20 protein-coding genes and 1 pseudogene are annotated in these 17,451 nt (G+C 57.8%); 13 read left to right on the plus strand and 8 right to left on the minus strand.

Going from position 1 to position 17,451, the window contains the following annotated elements:
* Positions 1–228 carry a hypothetical protein gene (locus QM780_RS17980; RefSeq protein WP_415071800.1) on the plus strand — a complete coding sequence of 76 codons (228 nt, stop codon included), beginning with the start codon at positions 1–3 and terminating at the stop codon, positions 226–228.
* A 48-nt stretch (positions 229–276) separates the two neighbouring features.
* Here the strand turns inward: QM780_RS17980 and QM780_RS17985 are convergent, their stop codons facing one another.
* Both QM780_RS17985 and QM780_RS17990 read right to left on the minus strand, forming a co-directional pair.
* The gene (locus QM780_RS17985) at positions 277–1,881 is read right to left on the minus strand and encodes an MFS transporter (protein ID WP_415071801.1); all 1,605 of its coding nucleotides are present in this window, start codon (positions 1,879–1,881) and stop codon (positions 277–279) included.
* A complete protein-coding gene (locus QM780_RS17990) occupies positions 1,878–3,044 on the minus strand; it encodes an HlyD family secretion protein (protein ID WP_415071802.1) in 1,167 nt (388 codons plus the stop codon). Before QM780_RS17990 ends, QM780_RS17985 begins: the two co-directional genes overlap by 4 nt.
* A gap of 165 nt (positions 3,045–3,209) precedes the next feature.
* Between QM780_RS17990 and QM780_RS17995 the strand changes: the two are divergent.
* Positions 3,210–3,470 (plus strand): annotated as a pseudogene (locus QM780_RS17995) (EmrB/QacA family drug resistance transporter); the annotation flags it as partial.
* Positions 3,471–3,495: 25 nt separating this feature from the next.
* On the opposite strand, the gene QM780_RS18000 reads toward QM780_RS17995, so the two are convergent.
* The 4 genes from QM780_RS18000 to QM780_RS18015 all read right to left on the minus strand — a co-directional run bounded on the left by QM780_RS18000 (position 3,496) and on the right by QM780_RS18015 (position 6,324).
* On the minus strand, positions 3,496–3,801 hold the full coding sequence (locus QM780_RS18000; RefSeq protein ID WP_415072087.1) for a hypothetical protein: 306 nt from the start codon (positions 3,799–3,801) through the stop codon (positions 3,496–3,498).
* A 125-nt stretch (positions 3,802–3,926) separates the two neighbouring features.
* Positions 3,927–4,148, minus strand: a complete 222-nt coding sequence (locus tag QM780_RS18005; protein WP_415071803.1) for a hypothetical protein — start codon at positions 4,146–4,148, stop codon at positions 3,927–3,929.
* Between the two features lie 790 nt (positions 4,149–4,938).
* Positions 4,939–5,394 (minus strand): hypothetical protein, encoded by a 456-nt coding sequence (locus tag QM780_RS18010; RefSeq protein WP_415071804.1) that lies wholly within the window; start codon positions 5,392–5,394, stop codon positions 4,939–4,941.
* A gap of 132 nt (positions 5,395–5,526) precedes the next feature.
* The gene (locus QM780_RS18015; protein ID WP_415071805.1) at positions 5,527–6,324 is read right to left on the minus strand and encodes a cobalamin-binding protein; all 798 of its coding nucleotides are present in this window, start codon (positions 6,322–6,324) and stop codon (positions 5,527–5,529) included.
* A gap of 274 nt (positions 6,325–6,598) precedes the next feature.
* Between QM780_RS18015 and QM780_RS18020 the strand changes: the two genes are divergently transcribed.
* Both QM780_RS18020 and QM780_RS18025 read left to right on the plus strand, forming a co-directional pair.
* A complete protein-coding gene (locus tag QM780_RS18020) occupies positions 6,599–7,057 on the plus strand; it encodes a hypothetical protein (RefSeq protein ID WP_415071806.1) in 459 nt (152 codons plus the stop codon).
* Positions 7,058–7,096: 39 nt separating this feature from the next.
* Positions 7,097–7,573, plus strand: a complete 477-nt coding sequence (locus tag QM780_RS18025; RefSeq protein ID WP_415071807.1) for an MOSC domain-containing protein — start codon at positions 7,097–7,099, stop codon at positions 7,571–7,573.
* Between the two features lie 52 nt (positions 7,574–7,625).
* On the opposite strand, the gene QM780_RS18030 is transcribed toward QM780_RS18025, so the two are convergent.
* Both QM780_RS18030 and QM780_RS18035 read right to left on the minus strand, forming a co-directional pair.
* A complete protein-coding gene (locus tag QM780_RS18030) occupies positions 7,626–7,766 on the minus strand; it encodes a hypothetical protein (RefSeq protein WP_415071808.1) in 141 nt (46 codons plus the stop codon).
* Positions 7,767–7,927: 161 nt separating this feature from the next.
* A complete protein-coding gene (locus QM780_RS18035; RefSeq protein WP_415071809.1) occupies positions 7,928–9,580 on the minus strand; it encodes an alpha-keto acid decarboxylase family protein in 1,653 nt (550 codons plus the stop codon).
* Positions 9,581–9,696: 116 nt separating this feature from the next.
* Between QM780_RS18035 and QM780_RS18040 the strand changes: the two genes are divergently transcribed.
* The 9 genes from QM780_RS18040 to QM780_RS18080 all read left to right on the plus strand — a co-directional run bounded on the left by QM780_RS18040 (position 9,697) and on the right by QM780_RS18080 (position 17,110).
* Complete coding sequence (locus QM780_RS18040) at positions 9,697–10,134, plus strand: CBS domain-containing protein (protein ID WP_415071810.1); 438 nt, start codon at positions 9,697–9,699, stop codon at positions 10,132–10,134.
* A 114-nt stretch (positions 10,135–10,248) separates the two neighbouring features.
* Positions 10,249–11,532, plus strand: coding sequence for a Glu/Leu/Phe/Val family dehydrogenase (locus tag QM780_RS18045; protein ID WP_415071811.1), 1,284 nt, complete (start codon positions 10,249–10,251; stop codon positions 11,530–11,532).
* 202 nt (positions 11,533–11,734) lie between these two features.
* Positions 11,735–12,319 carry a TetR/AcrR family transcriptional regulator gene (locus tag QM780_RS18050; protein WP_415071812.1) on the plus strand — a complete coding sequence of 195 codons (585 nt, stop codon included), beginning with the start codon at positions 11,735–11,737 and terminating at the stop codon, positions 12,317–12,319.
* Between the two features lie 19 nt (positions 12,320–12,338).
* On the plus strand, positions 12,339–12,923 hold the full coding sequence (locus QM780_RS18055) for a nucleoside 2-deoxyribosyltransferase (RefSeq protein ID WP_415071813.1): 585 nt from the start codon (positions 12,339–12,341) through the stop codon (positions 12,921–12,923).
* A 103-nt stretch (positions 12,924–13,026) separates the two neighbouring features.
* A complete protein-coding gene (locus QM780_RS18060; protein ID WP_415071814.1) occupies positions 13,027–13,956 on the plus strand; it encodes a helix-turn-helix domain-containing protein in 930 nt (309 codons plus the stop codon).
* Positions 13,957–14,052: 96 nt separating this feature from the next.
* Positions 14,053–15,453, plus strand: coding sequence for an acyl-CoA dehydrogenase family protein (locus tag QM780_RS18065; protein WP_415071815.1), 1,401 nt, complete (start codon positions 14,053–14,055; stop codon positions 15,451–15,453).
* Entirely contained in the window at positions 15,450–15,965 is a 516-nt protein-coding gene (locus QM780_RS18070) for a flavin reductase family protein (protein ID WP_415071816.1), read from the plus strand. The genes QM780_RS18065 and QM780_RS18070 overlap by 4 nt, the downstream gene beginning before the upstream one ends.
* 18 nt (positions 15,966–15,983) lie before the next feature.
* On the plus strand, positions 15,984–16,508 hold the full coding sequence (locus QM780_RS18075; RefSeq protein ID WP_415071817.1) for a 2,4'-dihydroxyacetophenone dioxygenase family protein: 525 nt from the start codon (positions 15,984–15,986) through the stop codon (positions 16,506–16,508).
* A gap of 200 nt (positions 16,509–16,708) precedes the next feature.
* Complete coding sequence (locus tag QM780_RS18080) at positions 16,709–17,110, plus strand: hypothetical protein (protein ID WP_415071818.1); 402 nt, start codon at positions 16,709–16,711, stop codon at positions 17,108–17,110.
* Positions 17,111–17,451 lie beyond the last annotated feature (341 nt).

The raw sequence follows: 17,451 nt of genomic DNA on the forward strand, positions 1-17,451 counted from the left end.
ATGATCGCCACATTCGGCAGCTTCGACCCTATGCAAGTTACTGCGCTTCAAGTGTCGTTTGACCATGCGTGCAAGGAGCTTGGCATACCCACGCAAGATGATGAGAGCCGGTGCAGAATTGCAAAAGCCATCATCGCTCTCGCCAAGACGGGGCAAGTCGATACCGAACGCTTGGTGGCTTCAATGATGCCGGGCTTCAAAGCGTTTGCGATCGACGAAGTGAGGTAAGTCCTCTTACCGCAAAATCACAAGTCTGGCCCGCTTAACGACTTGCTTTCAAAATGCAGGGTTCTTGGGCTTCTGCACGGTTGCGACAAGTATGAGGCAAATGGCCGAGCCGACGGCGGCAGCAAGAAAACCGTCGATATAGGAATAGACCGCAGCCTGTTGCGCGACGGCGGAGCTCAGCAATTTGGTGGCGCGTCCTGCGGTAACGGCATGGTCGGCCGAATGCTCACCGAGCACATTCTGATATGTCGTCAGGCGATCGGTGGTCATCGCCGACAAGCTATCGACGTGCAATCCGATCAAGTTCGAATGCACCTGCTCTCTGACACGAACGAACGTTTGCATGAATGACGTTCCGATTTCTCCGCCAAAGAGCCGGCTCATTTGAAGCAGGCTGCCGATCGTCAGTGCGTCCGCCGGTGAAATCGATTTGATAACAAGGACGATCAGGCTGGTCAGAGCAAACGACTGCCCGAGCGCCTGCAAGATCTGGGACGGTAGAAAGTCGTTGGTCGCCCACTCGCTGGTCAAATTCGTTCCCATCAGACAGGCGATGCCGATCATCAGGTTGCCGAGCGCGAGCACGTAGCGGCCGTCGACGCGATTGAGAACGTAGCCGAGCGGGAGAACGATCGCGAACTGCGGCAAAGCTATCCAAAGCAACACCGACCCGACCTGCAATTCCCGGAAATTCTGCACAGTCTGCAGGTAGCTCGGAATGATGTAGGCGGTCGAGAGAATGATGAAGCGAAATCCCGCGAGCAACAAAAGCAACGGAATAAGGTTCTCGTTGGCGATCACTCTGATGTTGACGAAGGGGCTCGGCGAGATGAGTTCGCGAGCGACGAAAAGGATGGTGAGAAGGCCGCCGCCGACGAGAAGCCCAACGATCAGACCGCTATTCAGCCAGTCGAGGCGATTGCCCTGATCGAGCGCAGCGTAAAGAAGGCCGAATCCCGCTCCGGCATAAAAAATTCCGGGCCAATCGAGATCCCGCAGTCGTCGGCTCAAGCCGGATTCGACGGGCATGCCGTACCAGATGCAAAAATACATGATGGGCAGCGCAACGCAGTACTGCCAGTCGATCCACCTCCAGGACAGGTTGTCCGTGTACCATCCTTCGAGAGATGCGGCGACGTTCTGCGAAAGCTCGGAATTCATCGCGTAAATCGAAATGCCGTAGATGACGAGGCCTTTCGGAATGTTGCGAAGAATGTAGCTGACCGTCAGCGGAATGAAGGTTCCGGAGCCGATGCCGCCAAGAAATTGCATGACGAGAAAGGCGTTGAGGTTCGGCGATAGAGGACCAAGCAGGCTCGTCATGAAGAAGACGATGATGCCCATCAGTAGAATGCGGCGAACCCCGAAGATGGCGCCAAGGTAAGGAGAGGCGACGCCGATCAACATCTGGCCGACGCCGAAGCTCGTGGTGATCCAGGCGCCTTCATCAAAGCCGACACCGAGACCGCCACGAAGATCGGCGAGACCGAACGTCGTGGTGCGGCTGCCGAGTGTGCTCATCGTGGCGCCGAGCAAGACACCGACGAGGCCGATGTAAGGGCGAGACGAAATCGGATGCGCCGGTGTCGGCGCGGCGACGCTGGAGGAGGGTACGGAACTGGCGGCGGGGACGGGCGCAGCCGCGGCTGTCATTTCGTGGTGCCCGGAATTTGTGGTGTTCCCGCGATCGGATTGGCCGCGGTCTCCGCAGACCCTCCGCTGGTATCAATGGTCGCTTCGACCGACATCCCGGGCCGCACCAGGGTTCCGAGCGCAGGGTGGTGATCGAGAACGATTTTCACCGGCACACGCTGAACCACCTTGGTGAAATTGCCGGTTGCGTTATCGGGCGGAAGTAGCGCGAACGTGCTGCCGGTACCTGGTGACCAGCTATCGACATGGCCCGTCAGCTTCAGATCGGGAAAGGCGTCGACATGGATCGTCGCCGGCTGGCCAAGCCGGATGTTGGTCATCTGCGTTTCCTTGAAATTCGCGATGACCCAAATCCCGGGCAGCGACACGACAGCTATCACCTGCGTACCAACGTTGACGAATTGTCCGGGCCGTACCAGCCGTTGCCCCACCAGACCGTTGTCGGGCGATACGATGCGCGTGTAGTCCAAGTTGTTTTGGGCCAACGCCTCTTGCGCTTCTGCGGCGCGCACCTGTGCCTCGAGCTGCTGCTGCTCGACGTCGAGGCTTGCGAGAATGGCCTTCTGTTGAATGAGCTGGGCCTTGTTGAGCTCCAACTGGGCGGCGGTGCGCTTGGAGTTATCTTCCGCCTGCTCCACGCCCTGCGGGGTGCCAGCCACGCCCGACTTCAAGAGATTGGTTTGGCGGAGTGTTTCGAGATTGTAGCGATCGAGGTCGGCCGTCGTCGCGTCGATCGTTGCTTCGGCCTGACGAATGAGACTGCGTTGGACGTCTTTCTGGTTGGCGAGATTTGCGAGGTTGGCCTTGGCGGCTTGGACATTGGCCTTGGCTTGGACAAGTGCCGCGTCGTAATCGCGTGGATCAATCTCGACGATCAATTCGCCTTTCTTGATCGGCTGAAAATCCTTCACCGCGACGGATTGGATATAGCCCGAGACTTTCGCGGCAATGGGCGTGACGTCGCCTGAGATGAAAGCGTCATCCGTCGTCTCGAAGCGGGCTGCTCCGGTCCAACGGTCCCAGTGTCCGGCGACGTACCAGGCTATGTAGATGGCCAACGCGACCGCGAGCACACGCAAGGTGGTGAAGAACCAAGCAGGCATGCTTCGGTGCGGTCTTGGAGGCGGTTGCGATTGCGGGACCTCGGCTGGACTGTCTGTCATGGAATTCTTTCGGACATCTGATGACGACATCCGCATGATCGAAGCCAGATGTCCCGGGTGAGAGGATTTCAACCATTGTGCTGATGCGTTCGCAACAGGGACGCGTCGGCCCCCTCAATGTTACACTGAAGGGGCGGCGGGATTTTCGTAATTGCACGTCAATTGATCGTTAGGGCGATCGGCCAAGCTTTGATCTTAACGCCGCTAACCGTGATCACGCCGAAGGACACGGCCAAGACATCGGGACTGTCCAACATGCTCTGCAACTTCGCGCGTACGATCGGGATGGCGTCGCTTGAGACGATCATCACCAAACGCGAGCAGTTTCATCCCAACATCATCGGTCAGTCGGTGAATATCAACCGCGATACCGTTCGCGAGCGCATCCAGGAAATGACCAACTATTTCTTGGCGCATGGCGTTACGGCCAATTGGCCGAGGCGACGACGCTTTATGATCCCGTGCTATCCCGAGAAGACATCTGCGGCCTGCGGGTACCAGGAAGGAAGATCTTGGCGCCGGATTCGAGCCAGAGGGTCAAGGCTGTTGCCAGAGAAACGCCGACAACGGTGCCGGCGGTGTCTGCCAGGAGCGTGCCGGCGCCCCAGCAAATGCCGATCAACAGCACGGACGGAAAGACGGTATCGGCTTTCGCTTTCGAGAGCGACGCCAGAACGACCAAAGTACTCAGGACGGCGCCGATGGCACCGAAATAATAATCGCAGATAGCGCCGATAAAGACGATGACCAGCGTCACGTCGGTCGTCCCTTAGGAACGCGAATCGGTGAGCACACACCATATTTTATATCAGTATGTGGAGAATTTCCTGATCAGTCTTTGAACAATCGCGCGAAATGGCTGCCTAATTCGGCGGCAAATAGTCAGTGAACACCAGATTCAAGCAGGAAGCGATATCGGGTCCAACGTAAGTGACGTGAGCGGGCGCGTTCGACATGCTCGCGCAGCTGCCTGATGTGTTTCATCTGGTTAAGATCGACCACCGTGCCGCGACAAGCTCTCGTAAAGGCGACGAACTCGTGTTCGGCGGCGTTCAGCCGTGCGGTGGCTTCGCGCTGAAAGAGCAAGGTAAGCTTTGCGTTCATCAGCATGACCCTCCCTCAGCGCACGATAGGCGATTTGAGTTAGCGCAGAAAGTGACGGAGTGCTGCTCTCCACAACGGCGAATAGCGCTGTCCCGGTGCGCGGTGACGCACGTCAGATTTTTTCATTCGTATTTGGATTTGAGAAGAAAGATATCGGATTTGGTATTGGCAAATACGGAGCGAGATAACGCGCTCGCCTTGTTCGACGTAATCCCAATAGCCATCTTATGGCTAGGTCAAACAGAGGAGGTCGCCAATGGAAAGTGAGAGCGCGGCGTCCGTCATATTTTTTATGGTCAGTCTTTATGCATTCGCGATTGCTGTTCTCTATGCGTTGGCGCGGGCATGGATGCAGGCACTTTCAACGCGAGACGCCCGCGGCGGGAATTCGTCTCGTGTCTCTTCGCACGGAGATTTCCGCGGCCTGGAACGGCCAGTAGCGGCGAACGATGGATTTGAAACGATCTGCCCGAAGGAGAGAAATCGGCGGAACGATCGATGACGTCGATTGAAAAGGACGGTGGCTAGGTAAACGCGGTGAAATTGCCCAGGAGCGACGGCGGACGATTTCTGTACTTTCGTATAATTCGCATTTGCAAAATGCCCAATTGGCGGTGCTATTTAAGCTCTGTTTCTGAACAAAGAATCTACCGTTAACCCCTTACTCTCGATTTTCTGATATGGTCCGTACACCTCATGTCCTCCCCCCGGAATGAGGCTTAAGCGTGGGCACTCGGCCATCCCCCCTCATTCCCCCCGCCGGGTGCCCACCACTTCATTTGACAGCCAGCTACATTTCCGCGCGCAGGGACCGCATAATGATGCGGCCGGAGGTCTCTTCGTTTTCGGGAACGGCGCGCTTCGGAAGGCGTTTTACCCATCCTGCAACCCGTGGCTTTTCCGCTTCGGGAACGACCGCTGGGATCGCGGTCGACGTCGCAGAGCCTTCATTATTCGTGGTTTCCGATTGGCCATGCTCGGCATCGTCCATGGCTTTGGCCAAGGCGCCAACGGTGACGCTCGGGGCGGCGGGCACCAGAGGCTGCCTGACATCCTTCGGCTCGGGAATACGTTCGTTGGCCGCCAGATAGGCATCAACCCGCGAAGGGCGTGCGTTCGAGGACGGCAAAAGCGCTAAATTGGTTAACGCATCGCGCGCAAGCATCTCGCCCAGCGACACGGCGGTCCAAGAACTGCCGATAATCAAAACGACATAAAAAATCGAAACATAAACGCGATCAGACATGGCACCAGTCACAAACTCGACCCGGGTGCCCCCACACCGCATAATAACACAAAACTTCCGGCTAATCCGGCTGTTCCGGTGTGGTGATAAAAATCATCTTAGCGGATTTTGCCGAGTTATTTTCGAATGTGACTAATGACGAGAGTCGAACCGGCATAAAGCGGCGCGGATTGCGTCGAGACCATCCGTCAGTGCGGCCGGCCCTGGCTGGAGAATGATCGACGACTTGATCTCGAAAATCATATCGTCCGCGACGGCGGGAACATCCTGCCAACCGTCGCGAGCGCGTATTTTCTCCGGCCGCACTTTCTTTCCGCACCAAGACGCCAGAATGATCTCCGGAGCTCTTGAAGCAACGTCCTCGGCCGGAACGATACGATTGCGGGCCGCGGCTTCGGCGCTCTTCTCCGGGAAAATATCCTGGCCGCCGGCAATCTCGATAAGCTCCGAGGCCCAGCCGAGGCCGGTTATCAGCGGATCATCCCATTCCTCGAAATAGACGCGCGGACGGTGGCTTCGGCTACCCGTTTCCGCGCGGACAGTCGCGATGCGATGCTCAAGGCTGCTGGCGAGATGTTCGGCTTTGTCGAAGCAACCAATCAGAGCCCCGACCGTCCGTATCATTGCGAAAATTCCGGCGAGATCCCGCTGATTGAATAGGTGGACCGCCTGGCCAGCGCGTGCGAGATCGGCAGCTATCGAGGCCTGCAGGTCGGAGAACGCGAGCACTAGGTCGGGCTTTAACGCCAGGATCTTGGGGATATCGGCGGAGGTGAACGCTGACACACGCGGCTTTTCCCGGCGCACCTCGGGAGGGCGGACCGCGTAACCGGAGACGCCGACGATTCGCTCCTGTTCGCCAAGAAGATAAAGCGTTTCGACCGTCTCTTCCGTCAGACATACGAGGCGGCGGGCGGGGTAAGATCGCATGTCTATATATACTGGCGGAGTCCACTTTGGGCGACGGCGGGTGGCGGCTATTATCAAAACCGGGAACAAACCGCAGGTTTGGCTGTTATTGTCCAGCTGCGCCTGCCCGTGACTAAGAATTGCCTAGAAGGGAGAGCTAGAAGACGCCGGTTTGCGCTTTCGTGCAGATTGGGCGTCGTCCGAACGTTTGTTATCACGGTTCATCAGAAATACATCTTGGACCTGTCAAAGGATCTGGCCGTCTCTTTATCGGACTGCGGAAGGAAATTAGAAAATGAAATCGACTTTGAAGTCTCTGATCATCGCCCTCTCGTTCTTGGCCCCTGCTTCGGCTGTCCGTGCCGAGAGCGCCGATAGTGGTGTCGAGCTGGCCTTTCTGGCGAGCGCGATGGATGTGACTTTGCTCAATGAAGGCGGGAAATTTGTTGCCGTCGACCTGAAGAAGCTCGCCAAGGGCGAAAAGTGCCATTTGGAAAAGGACGCAGTGGTCATGAAGGTTGGTCCGGGCAAAGAGCCGGGGACCACGCTCGTGCGTTATGCCGCTCCTAATCTGTCGCATGGCGGTTGCCCGTTCATGACGGAGTTCGAGCTTTCGGATGCCGACTACACCGCTGCGCGGGCGGCTTTTAACGCCCGAGCTGACGAAGCCTCGAAAAAGATCGACGATCTGAAGAAGCAACTCGGCGACAAGTGGACCGAACTTACGAAGTCGGCCGAGCCGCAGAAAAACTGAGGCAGGCTCGGACTGTCTTCGCCCCATCAGCGATCGACCATGGAGCAACTGCTCTCCGGCCCGGTCGGGCCGGGCGAGCTTTTGTGGATCGGTCTTCGCCCAGCCCGGAATGCCGCCATGCTGGCGCCGACCTCGGCTCAGCTTATCGCCCGGAAGGGAATTGCCGGCGACCGGTATCGCACGGAAAGGGATGGAGCGCGTCAGGTTACGCTGATCGCCGCCGAAGATCTGGCGGCGATCGCTTCGTTTATGAAGCGGCCTGAAATCCCGCCGGAACTCGTACGACGGAATTTCGTCACTCGCGGCATCAATTTGAATGCGCTGAAGGGGCGCCGCATCCTAGTCGGCGACGTGGTTCTGGACGTCAGCGGCGAGTGCGCGCCGTGCAGCCAGATGGAAGCCAATCTCGGGCCGGGCGGCTACAACGCGGTTCGCGGCAGGGGCGGGCTTACGGCGCGGATCGTTACCGGCGGCGAAGTCAAGATTGGTGACGTTATCGAACGCGTTGACGGCTAAAACCTGCGCTAACGCAACTCGCCGGCCGTCTTGCTCTCAACGTTTGAAGGCATCAGTCAGCCGGTTTTGCGGTCGGGTGGGGCCGCGTCGCTTTGATCATGTAGCTGACGAAGGCAATACCTATGACGGGAAGGAAAGCGGCGGCAGCGATCTGCGGCAGCGCGTCGACCACCGCATAGAACGAGTAGGGCATAGAGAGCGACTCCTAACCGGGTATCGAGCGAACTCGGCTGCACCCAATTTGTTCCGCTTCCACTAAGAAATTGTGACTCCGTCACGACCGATGGGGGCTGCGGCGAAATTTCTTTGGCACGGTAGAAGGACAGGCTGGGTACCCCGATTTTTCAATCGCCCTTACCGGCTCTGCTTTTTGTCGGGCGAAAGCTCGGCGCCGAGTCTTTTTAGCGCATCCGACATATCCATTTCATCGAGCATCACTTCGATCACGGCTGGTCCATCATTATTGGAGCGCGCATCGTTCAAGGCGGCGTCCAGCTCGTCCTCGGTCGCAACCCGGCGGCCCCGTCCACCGCCGAAGACCTCCGGCAATTTATGGTAGTTCCACGGCTGGATATCGTTATAGGGGCCCTCGTGGATGACCCGCTCGGTCGTGTAGCCGTTGTTATTCATGATCAGGACGACCGCCGGGATGTTGCGGCGGCAAAGCGACGACAGCTCCTGAGCGCTCATCTGAAAAGCGCCGTCGCCGATCAGTGCCAGCGCCCGGCGGCCCGGATCCGCTATCGACGCGCCGAGGACGGCGGGAAGCGCGTAGCCGATCGACAGATAAAACGCCTGGCCGATGAAGCCGACGTCGTGGTGCATGACGAGGTCGGCGGCGGCGAACAGACTATCGCCGGTCTCCGCTATGACGGTTGTGTCGTCGCCGATGTAATCATTGATGCGTCTCATCAACCAATTGACGGTGAGCTTGGCGCCGGGGAGCGCCGTGGGCGCTTTCGTCTCACGTTCGGAAACGCTCTTGTAAGGTGGATGGGCGAGCCCCTGCCTCGGCATGCGGTCGGCGAGACCTTGCACAACGTCTCCGATCCAGACCTGTTCATAGACGTGCTGGCTGATCTTCAGACGGCCGGAGTTTGCGAGGATCAATTGGCGGCCCTCGAGCTTGCCGGTGAACACGCCAAAATTTATGTCGCTGATCCACGCGCCGAGGCAGAGCAGCACGTCGCTGCTTTCGACGATGTCTCGCACCTCCTTTCGAGACATCCCGCCTTCGTAGACGCCGATTGACTGGGGATGAAGTTCGGAGATGACGGTCTTGCCGAGAAGCGTGGTGGCGACGGGAAGTCTGCTCGCTTCGACGAGGCGCGTGAACTCATTCATTAAACCATAGCGATGAAGCTCGACGCCGCCAAGGATGACCGGCCGTTTTGCCGTCGCGACAAGGGCCATGACTTCATCGAGTGCTTCGGCCAAAGAATCCGGATCAGAGCGGGGAACGCCCGTGGGTGGAAGCCTGCGCGGCGGCTCGCATGTCTGGTCGACGATATCGATCGGAATTTCGATCATGATCGGGCGTTTCTCGGAGAGGCATCGCGCGAGAGCACGGTCGATCTTTTGCGGGGCGTCTTCGGCGTCGTCGAGTAAAACCGAGGCGACGGTGATATGCGCGTAAGCATGTTGCATGGTCGAGAATTCGCCGACGCCGTGGTGCAGCAGCATGGAAGAGCGCCGCTGGTTCGTTCGCGGACCTCCGACCAGGACGACGAGCGGCACTTGCTCGGCGTAGGCGCCAGCCACGGCGTTCATGGCGCTGAAGCCGCCAACGCCCCACGTTACGACGATGCAGCCGATCCCGCGAATGCGAGCGTAGGCGTCCGCAGCATATCCGGCGTTCAACTCGTTGCACGTTCCTACTAGTTCGATTCCGGAGGCGATAAGGCGATCCATAAACGTTAGTACATAGTCTCCCGGTACTCCGAAGGCGTGCTCGAGACCCGCTGCCTTCAGGCGTTCGATCAGATAGTCGGCAATCGTATTTGGCATTGCTGCAATTCCCTTCCGCATCACGGCATCGACCGAAATGTGCCTGCAAACTCAAATCGCGCGTGGTAGGTTTGGTCCGTGAGATGGCTAGGCCGGTAGAGTTTAGGATTACGGCTATGATTGTTCAAAGCATCCTTAAATCTAAGAAGAATTCGCATGTTCTGACGATCCGTCCCGACGATACGGTTTTGAAATTCGTGCAGATGCTTCGGCTCGAAGACGTCGGCGCGATGATCGTAAGCAAAGATGGACGTTCCCTCGACGGGATTATCTCCGAAAGAGATGTTGTGCGTGCGCTGGCGCGCGGCGAAGCGGGGCTGATGACGTTGCCTGTTTCGGCACTCATGGCCCGAAACACGATCACGTGTTCGCCGAAGGATGCCATCGCGCACGTCGCGCATCTGATGACGGAACGTCGTGTCCGCCATCTTCCTGTCATGGAAGGCGATCATCTCGTCGGCATCATCAGCATCGGCGACGTTCTCAAACACCGGGTGGATGAGATTCAGTTCGAGGCGGCTGTCCTTCGCGATATCGCAATCGCGGGCCGGTAGTCTTTTCGATATCTGAAATTTCAGCTTCCCTTGCGCGCAGCGTTCTTTGCGTTCGCCGCCGTCGCCGGCGGCGGACAAGAGTGCGAACGCCCGAAAAAAAGACATATAGATCGCATGACCAATACAAATGAAAAGACGGCGGCGCGGTTATCTTATGCAAAATCAGATGCGCCGAGCCCTTGGGCAACCTATCTGGTTCAGGTTGAACGTGTGGCGCCCTATCTCGGCAATCTGGCGCGCTGGGTCGAAACGCTAAGGCATCCCAAACGCACGATGATCGTCGACGTGCCGATTGAAATGGACGACGGTGTCGTTCGCCATTTCGAGGGTTTTCGGGTTCAGCACAATCTCTCGCGCGGTCCGGGGAAAGGCGGTGTACGCTTTCACCCGCAGGTGACGCTCGATGAAACGATGGCGCTTGCCGCCTGGATGACGATCAAAACCGCCGCGATGGATCTGCCTTTCGGAGGTGCAAAGGGAGGCATCCGCGTTGACCCGTTCATGCTCTCGCAGAATGAACTGGAAAAGCTGACGCGCCGCTACACCAGCGAAATCAGCATGATCATCGGGCCGCAGAAGGATATTCCGGCGCCCGACGTCAATACAAATGCCCAGGTCATGGCCTGGATGATGGACACCTATTCGATGCAAATGGGATTTACTGCGTCGGGCGTCGTGACGGGAAAGCCGTTGCATCTGGGCGGATCGCTCGGACGCGTCAAGGCGACCGGCCGCGGTGTGTTCGTGACCGGGCGCGAAGCGGCTTCTCGCATCGGTTTGGCTCTGGAAGGCGCACGGGTCTGCATTCAAGGTTTCGGAAACGTCGGATCTTCGGCGGCCGAGCTTTTCGCCTATAACGGAGCCCGGATCGTTGCAATCCAGGATCAATGGGGAACCCTGATCGACGAGGCGGGTATTGATGTGAAAGCGCTGGTGGCGACGTCGCACCAGACAAAGGGCATCGGCGGATCACCTGCAAACAACGAGGCATTCTGGGATACTCCGTGCGATATCCTGATCCTGGCAGCGCTTGAATCTCAGATGACACCAGATCGTGCGCGGCGAACCACGGCAAAGATGGTGCTCGAAGGCGCAAACGGACCGACGCTTCCCGGAGCAGACGACATCCTATCGGACCGGAACATTCTCGTGATGCCGGATGTGATCTGCAATGCCGGCGGCGTGACGGTCAGCTATTTCGAATGGGTGCAAGATTTCTCGAGTTTCTTCTGGAGCGAGAACGAGATCAACGCCAGGCTCGATACGCTCATGGTCGAAGCCCTGCGAAAGATCTGGGCTTGTGCGGATCGCAACTCGATTTCGCTGCGGACCGCTACCTATGTCATCGCGTGCGAGCGGATTTTGACGGCGCGGCAGGAACGCGGACTTTATCCGTGATGTCGTTTCCGTCGAAGCCTTCTATCTCGGTTGGCCGCAGTCGCTGGCCGAGTTTGCGCGGCTCGTCGAGCCGGATATTTCATAGCGATCATTAAAGCTTTGCTGTCCTCCACTCGGGACGATTGTCCGCAGACGCCGCGTGGACTAGAAGGAGGCTGCCTCCACTTGCATCCGAAGTGGGTCATTCCAGGGAATTTGGGCGGTGAGCGATAAGAGCGAACGTATTGTTGTGCGCAAGGTCCGCGCCGACGCGGAACGCAATCGCGTTCGTCTGCTCGAAACCGCCAAGGCCGCTTTTGCCGAAAAAGGATCTGCTGCGAGCCTTGAGGAGATTGCACGTGAGACGGGTGTCGGGATCGGCACGCTCTATCGGCATTTCCCGACCCGAGAGGCGCTGATCGAAGCGGTCTACCGCAACGAGACCGAACAACTCGTGTTGGCTGCGGGACGTCTCGCTCGAGAGCGGGCACCGATTGATGCGTTGCGCGAATGGCTGCTGCTTTTCGTCGACTACATGGCAATCAAGCACGGGATGTCGGAAGCCCTCAACTCGCTTGTCGGTGGGACATGCGAACTCTACGCGACGTCGGGACAGCAGGCGAAAGACGCAATGGCCATGCTGGTGCAAAATGCGACGTTGAACGGCGACGTGCGAGTCATCGGCGATCCGCTCGATCTTTTAAGAGCGCTGGCCGGCGTTGCAACGATCGCGACCGGTTCCAGTGGTACGAAGGCGGCAAAGGATTTTGTCGACATTCTGATCGCTGGAATTTCGAAACGGGCATGAGAAGCAGCCCGGGGAGGCTATGCCGATTTTTCAGATTTATCTGGCGGGGCCCGAGGTGTTTCTGCCGGGATTTGGCAGGGCCGTCTTCGACGGCAAGAAAGCGATGTGTGCCGAGTTCGGCTTCGACGGCGTGTCACCAATGGACGGCGAACTGAACGTTGAGGGCATGTCGTCGTTTGAGCAGGGCCTCGCGATTTACGGAGGAAATCTGGCGCACATGAATCGTTGCGATGCGATCATCGCGAATATGACGCCCTTTCGCAGCGTGAGCATGGATCCCGGCACCGCTTTCGAAATGGGATATATGGCGGCTCTCGGAAGGCCGGTGCTGGGCTATACGCACGTGACCGCGCCCTTCCATCATCGATCGAGCCGCTACTACGAACACGGACGAGACGATCTGCTCGAGACTTATAGCGTCGGCACATCGGTCGAGCGCTTCGACATGCCCGACAATCTTATGATGGTCGGAGCCGTAAGCCGGGCGGGGTTTTGCGTTCATCAGATCGGCGTTCCTGCCGGTGAAGAACTGACCTCTCTGGCGGGGTTTCGAATGTGCCTAGAGGAGCTTAGGGAGCGGCGCAAACAGCTTCGGGCGACCTGATCTCGCCGCGCGGTCCGCGTGACCCGGTAAATTGCTGTAGTTTTGTTCCGGACTGCATAAATTTTCGACTTGCCAACTGAAATTTGCGGTCCATAATTTCGGAATGGCGAAAATCGCGGCGACTTTAAATTCCCCGAGTGATGAGCACCCTGATGTTTCGTCGGCGCGCGCCTGGATCGCAATGCTCGGGGGACGCCCCGCTCGTCAGCAAAGCTTCGCGGCATCATCGGCCATCGCGGTCGGCCATTTCCATTTCGATGGATTGGCGGAAGAGATCGAGGCGCCTCAGCTGCCATTCCACTATGTTTCGGTCATGCTGTCGGGACCGCTTTTGATCGAAGCGCGATTGGGCGGCGAGCGTGTCAGGGCCCGCATGCAAACGGGCCAATCGCTGCTGATGGGGGCCGGCCGAAGCAACATCTGGCGGTGGGATCAGCCGACGGAGGAAGCGCACGTTTTTCTGAGAGCGGATTTTCTGGAAAACATGTCCACCGAGGCGGGAAGCGGCAAAGCCGAAATCCTGGACCGGATGGCGTTCAGCGATATGAGTCTTCGCCATACAATTCTGGCGCTGACTGAAGAAATGACGCGTTTTGGCAATGTTTCCACGATCTTTTTCGATATGGCGGCGGAACTGATCGCGCGGCGCATTCTGTCTCGTCACTGCAATCCACATCGCAGCAAAGCGGTGAAATATTCGGGCGCGTTGACGGCAAAGCAGCTGCGGCGGGTGCTCTTTCTCGTGCATGACCGGCTGGCCGATGACATCACTCTGGACGATCTCGCGGAAGCCGCCGGTTTGAGCCGATTTCATTTCGTACGCGCTTTCAAGGCAGCGGTCGGCAAGCCTCCTCATCGCTGGCTGGTCGGGCTTCGCATAGAGCGGGCAAAGGAACTGCTCCTGAACCGCGGCACGACGATCATCGAGGTTGCGGCCAGCGTCGGTTTCGACAGCCAGAGTCATTTTGGTCAGGTTTTTCTTGAGTACGTCGGCATGTGCCCGAGCGAATGGCGACGCAACGCGCTGTCATGACAGCAAATTGACAATTTTCCGAGAGACTTGCCGCTTTCTTTCCCTCACATCATCGCACTTCTAGAATGAGCGCGAAGCTCTCTCGGGAGATGATCGATGACGACGAAATGGGGCGATGCGCCCTATTATGGGCTGGATGCGGATTTCGATCCTGATTGGTTGCTTACGGACGAACAGAAAGAACTCCGCCGCGAGCTGATCGAACTCTGCCATGACGTTCTCAGGCCGAACGCCATCGACTGCGATAAAACCAACGCATATCCACGCGCCAATCTCGAGGCTCTTGCCAAGCTTCGCCTTTTGGCGGCGATCGCACCCAAAGAGTTCGGCGGAAGAGGCGAAAATCACGTCGGCATCGTGATGATCGCCGAGACGATCGCGCGATACGGTTGCCCGTCAACCGCACTGATCTACATGATGCACATGGTGGCGGTTGCCGGTCTCGTCTATCGCGCGAAAGGCAATCTGGAGATCGAGAAGCTGCTTTCGCGCATCGACAGCGAGTGTCTGATCGGAACGGCCTCCTATACAGACCCCGAGACCGGAGGGCATTTCTGGTATCCGAAGATGTCCGGCGCCGAGCGTGTCGAAAACGGATGGCATGTCCATAAGAAGGCGGCGTGGACGACGTCGTCAGGGTACGCCGACTGGTACATATCGCAGACGACGAGTCCCGACTTCGACGGCAACTACGGCAACCTTTCCGTTTTTCTTTTTTACAAGGATGAAGTGAAGGGCGCTGCGGGGAAGTGGGACGCGCTCGGCATGCACGGCAATCAGTCGGGTCCGGTCGAAATCGATACCGTCATTCCGCTCGATCGCATCGTCGGCTGGCCCGGTGACGGCGCCATGTCGAACGATGAGGCGATCGATCCGTTGGCGATGCTCATCTATGCGGGTTCCTATAACGGTTTGGGACTTGCCTGCATCGATGTTGCCAAAAGGCACGTAACGCGTAAAGCTCATGCCCAGTACGGTCGTCGTGTCGCCGACTATCCGACGATCCAGGATACTTTCGGCCGTGCCATCATGGAAGGCCAGGCATCGCGCTTATATGCCTACTCGCTAGCCAAAGCGCTTGATGACGCAACGGATGGCGGCCGCTGGGATATCTACTACAAAGACCCGAAGGCGATGCCGAGGGCGAAGTTCTCGCTTTGGTGCTTCCAGGCGAAGTTCCTGTCGACGCGCTTCTCGTTCGAGGTCTCCGACAAGATGCTGCAAACGTGCGGCGGCCGCGGCTACATGCGGGATCTCGAACTCGAACGTCTGCTGCGTGATTCAAAGGCCGGGTGGCTGATGGGCCCCTCGAATGAGGTCACGGCGCAGATCATCGGCAAATGGGGTCTGTTTGGTGCGGGTGCGATCGACTGGTGGAATCAGCGTGTCGACGAGCCGGTTTTGATGAACGAACTCGAGAAGCTCGATGACGACGGTAAGAGGCGCATCGTTCAGAAGCTCACGTCCGAACTCAAGACAAGGGCTGCGGCTGAATGATGATCAAGACGGATTGGATTACGCCGGAAGATCCGATCGACTTCAGGCAGGCTCTCGGATGCTTCGCGACCGGAATCACGATCATTACCGGTGTCACGCAGGACGGGCAACGTTTTGGTCTGACGGCGTCTTCGTTTCAATCGGTGAGCCTCACGCCGCCGCTGATCCTTTACAACGTGCGAAAGGGGGCGGCGAGCATCGATCTGGTGAAAAGCACTGGAACGTTCTGCGTCAATGTTCTGCGCCATGAGCATGCCGATCTCGCCAAGCGATTTGCGGCGCCGGTGGAAGATCGCTTTCATGGCGTTGAATGGTCCAGCGGTCGGCTCGGCTGCCCCGTATTGCCGGATGCGATCGCGAGCTTCGAATGCCGTTTGTGGGCGACGCACGAGTGCGGCGATCACGAGATCGTCGTCGGCGAGGTGACTGCTCTAAAGCGGACGACCGAGGGCAATCCTCTCATTTATTACCGAGGTCAATTCCATCCGATTTTCTCTCTTTCACCGCGTTAGATCGAGGAGGTCTCGCCAATGACAATTATTACCCCGGTCAAAACGGATTACACTACGTTCGACCCGCCGGCTTTGGGACATCTCGGGATGATCCCGGAACTCGTCGTTCCGCCCCCGCAGGATGAACGCATCTGGGTGCTGCTCGAACCAAATGTTTGGTTCCGTCCGCTATTCTTCGATATGAGCGCGGGCGCGCACGGAGAGGTGTTGAGGGTCAAGAAGGGCGGCGTGCTCTCGCGCCATCGGCACCCGTCGCCGGTTCATGGCTTCGTGCTGAAGGGAAGCTGGCGATATCTCGAGCACACTTGGCGGGCGACTGAAGGCTCCTATGTTCTCGAACCGCCGGGAGAGACGCACACGCTCACCTGCGACAGCGGCGATGAGATGCAAACCGTCTTCTTCATCCAGGGGCCAACGCTCTACATCGATGAAGAGGATAGGGTTACGCTCGTCGAGGACAACTTTCAGCTCATTGAGGCGTGCCGGAAGCACTACGAGGACGTGGGGCTTGGCGCGGATTTCGTGAACCAGTTTCTTCGATAAGAAATTCGATAAGAAAGAAGTGTCCGGGGTTCGAGTGCGCGTTCGCATGCTGCGGCGCAGGGCAACTTGATCTCGCATCAGCGTTTCGCATTGCCGAACGTGTTATGCACAGGCCGCCCACAACAAATTTGAGCCGTCTGTGCATTGTGAATTGGTGATAGGGCGATCACCGATACAGTGTCCCCCGAGTGTGGGCGTCGTTGAAAGCCGCGACGGTTCTTGGGACAGGCGTGAGGGACGATTTCAAAGCTTTCGTTATCGTGGGGGGCGCAGGTAACAACGGGATGCGCGCCTCGGATGCGTGCTGTGACCATCGCGCCTACGCCTTCGACGCCTTCTCGTCCGCGCTGGCTTTTATGCGTTCGACGAAATCTCAAAGTGTCATCGTCGAGTTCAGCGTCGAGACCGATACGCTCGATTTTTACGATGCTGCAAAGCTTCTGAATGTACCCGTCGTTTTTTCCGTCAACCGGTTGCAGGCATCCGAGGTCGGACAATTCGGAATGCGGGTCTCCGAGATCGTCTTTCCTACGCGCCTCAGGACCGCGGATTGTCGGGTCGCCAAGGCGAGCGCGGTTCGTCTGCCAACATTAATCGGATGACTTCGAGCGCGCTTCTCGATGCTTGAAGGTGATGCTGCGTGCGCGCAGAACTCGCCTTCATACGCTCGGCGAACGAGAGAACCTGCCTGTCCCGAATATCTTTCGAAAGACGAAAATCGACCCAGATTACGTTGTCTCGAAACATAACAGACGCCTTACGTGTACACGACGATCGCCACTTAACATGCAAACGGTATGCCTTGCATCCAGCCGTTAGCACTAGCGGCAGTCGAGTGAGATCGGGAAATGACAAGCGTTCATTTCTGGGAAACGGCAGAAAAATAGGAAATAGACGGCGCTTTTTCTGGTTTATCGGCTTGTCGGCGTTGCGCTAGTTGGAG

The organism is Hyphomicrobium sp. (assembly GCF_047600905.1).
In the GTDB taxonomy this organism is placed as follows: domain Bacteria; phylum Pseudomonadota; class Alphaproteobacteria; order Rhizobiales; family Hyphomicrobiaceae; genus Hyphomicrobium_B.

Excerpts from the sequence above, each read along its gene's own strand:
- QM780_RS18025 (WP_415071807.1), top strand. The coding sequence starts at position 7,097 with ATGGAGCAACTGCTCTCCGGCCCGGTCGGGCCGGGCGAGCTTTTGTGG.
- QM780_RS17985 (WP_415071801.1), bottom strand. The coding sequence starts at position 1,881 with ATGACAGCCGCGGCTGCGCCCGTCCCCGCCGCCAGTTCCGTACCCTCC.
- QM780_RS18055 (WP_415071813.1), top strand. The coding sequence starts at position 12,339 with ATGCCGATTTTTCAGATTTATCTGGCGGGGCCCGAGGTGTTTCTGCCG.
- QM780_RS18070 (WP_415071816.1), top strand. The coding sequence starts at position 15,450 with ATGATGATCAAGACGGATTGGATTACGCCGGAAGATCCGATCGACTTC.
- QM780_RS18020 (WP_415071806.1), top strand. The coding sequence starts at position 6,599 with ATGAAATCGACTTTGAAGTCTCTGATCATCGCCCTCTCGTTCTTGGCC.
- QM780_RS18030 (WP_415071808.1), bottom strand. The coding sequence starts at position 7,766 with ATGCCCTACTCGTTCTATGCGGTGGTCGACGCGCTGCCGCAGATCGCT.
- QM780_RS18045 (WP_415071811.1), top strand. The coding sequence starts at position 10,249 with ATGACCAATACAAATGAAAAGACGGCGGCGCGGTTATCTTATGCAAAA.
- QM780_RS18065 (WP_415071815.1), top strand. The coding sequence starts at position 14,053 with ATGACGACGAAATGGGGCGATGCGCCCTATTATGGGCTGGATGCGGAT.
- QM780_RS18005 (WP_415071803.1), bottom strand. The coding sequence starts at position 4,148 with ATGAACGCAAAGCTTACCTTGCTCTTTCAGCGCGAAGCCACCGCACGG.
- QM780_RS18040 (WP_415071810.1), top strand. The coding sequence starts at position 9,697 with ATGATTGTTCAAAGCATCCTTAAATCTAAGAAGAATTCGCATGTTCTG.
- QM780_RS18075 (WP_415071817.1), top strand. The coding sequence starts at position 15,984 with ATGACAATTATTACCCCGGTCAAAACGGATTACACTACGTTCGACCCG.
- QM780_RS18015 (WP_415071805.1), bottom strand. The coding sequence starts at position 6,324 with ATGCGATCTTACCCCGCCCGCCGCCTCGTATGTCTGACGGAAGAGACG.
- QM780_RS18060 (WP_415071814.1), top strand. The coding sequence starts at position 13,027 with ATGGCGAAAATCGCGGCGACTTTAAATTCCCCGAGTGATGAGCACCCT.
- QM780_RS17990 (WP_415071802.1), bottom strand. The coding sequence starts at position 3,044 with ATGACAGACAGTCCAGCCGAGGTCCCGCAATCGCAACCGCCTCCAAGA.
- QM780_RS18010 (WP_415071804.1), bottom strand. The coding sequence starts at position 5,394 with ATGTCTGATCGCGTTTATGTTTCGATTTTTTATGTCGTTTTGATTATC.
- QM780_RS18035 (WP_415071809.1), bottom strand. The coding sequence starts at position 9,580 with ATGCCAAATACGATTGCCGACTATCTGATCGAACGCCTGAAGGCAGCG.
- QM780_RS17980 (WP_415071800.1), top strand. The coding sequence starts at position 1 with ATGATCGCCACATTCGGCAGCTTCGACCCTATGCAAGTTACTGCGCTT.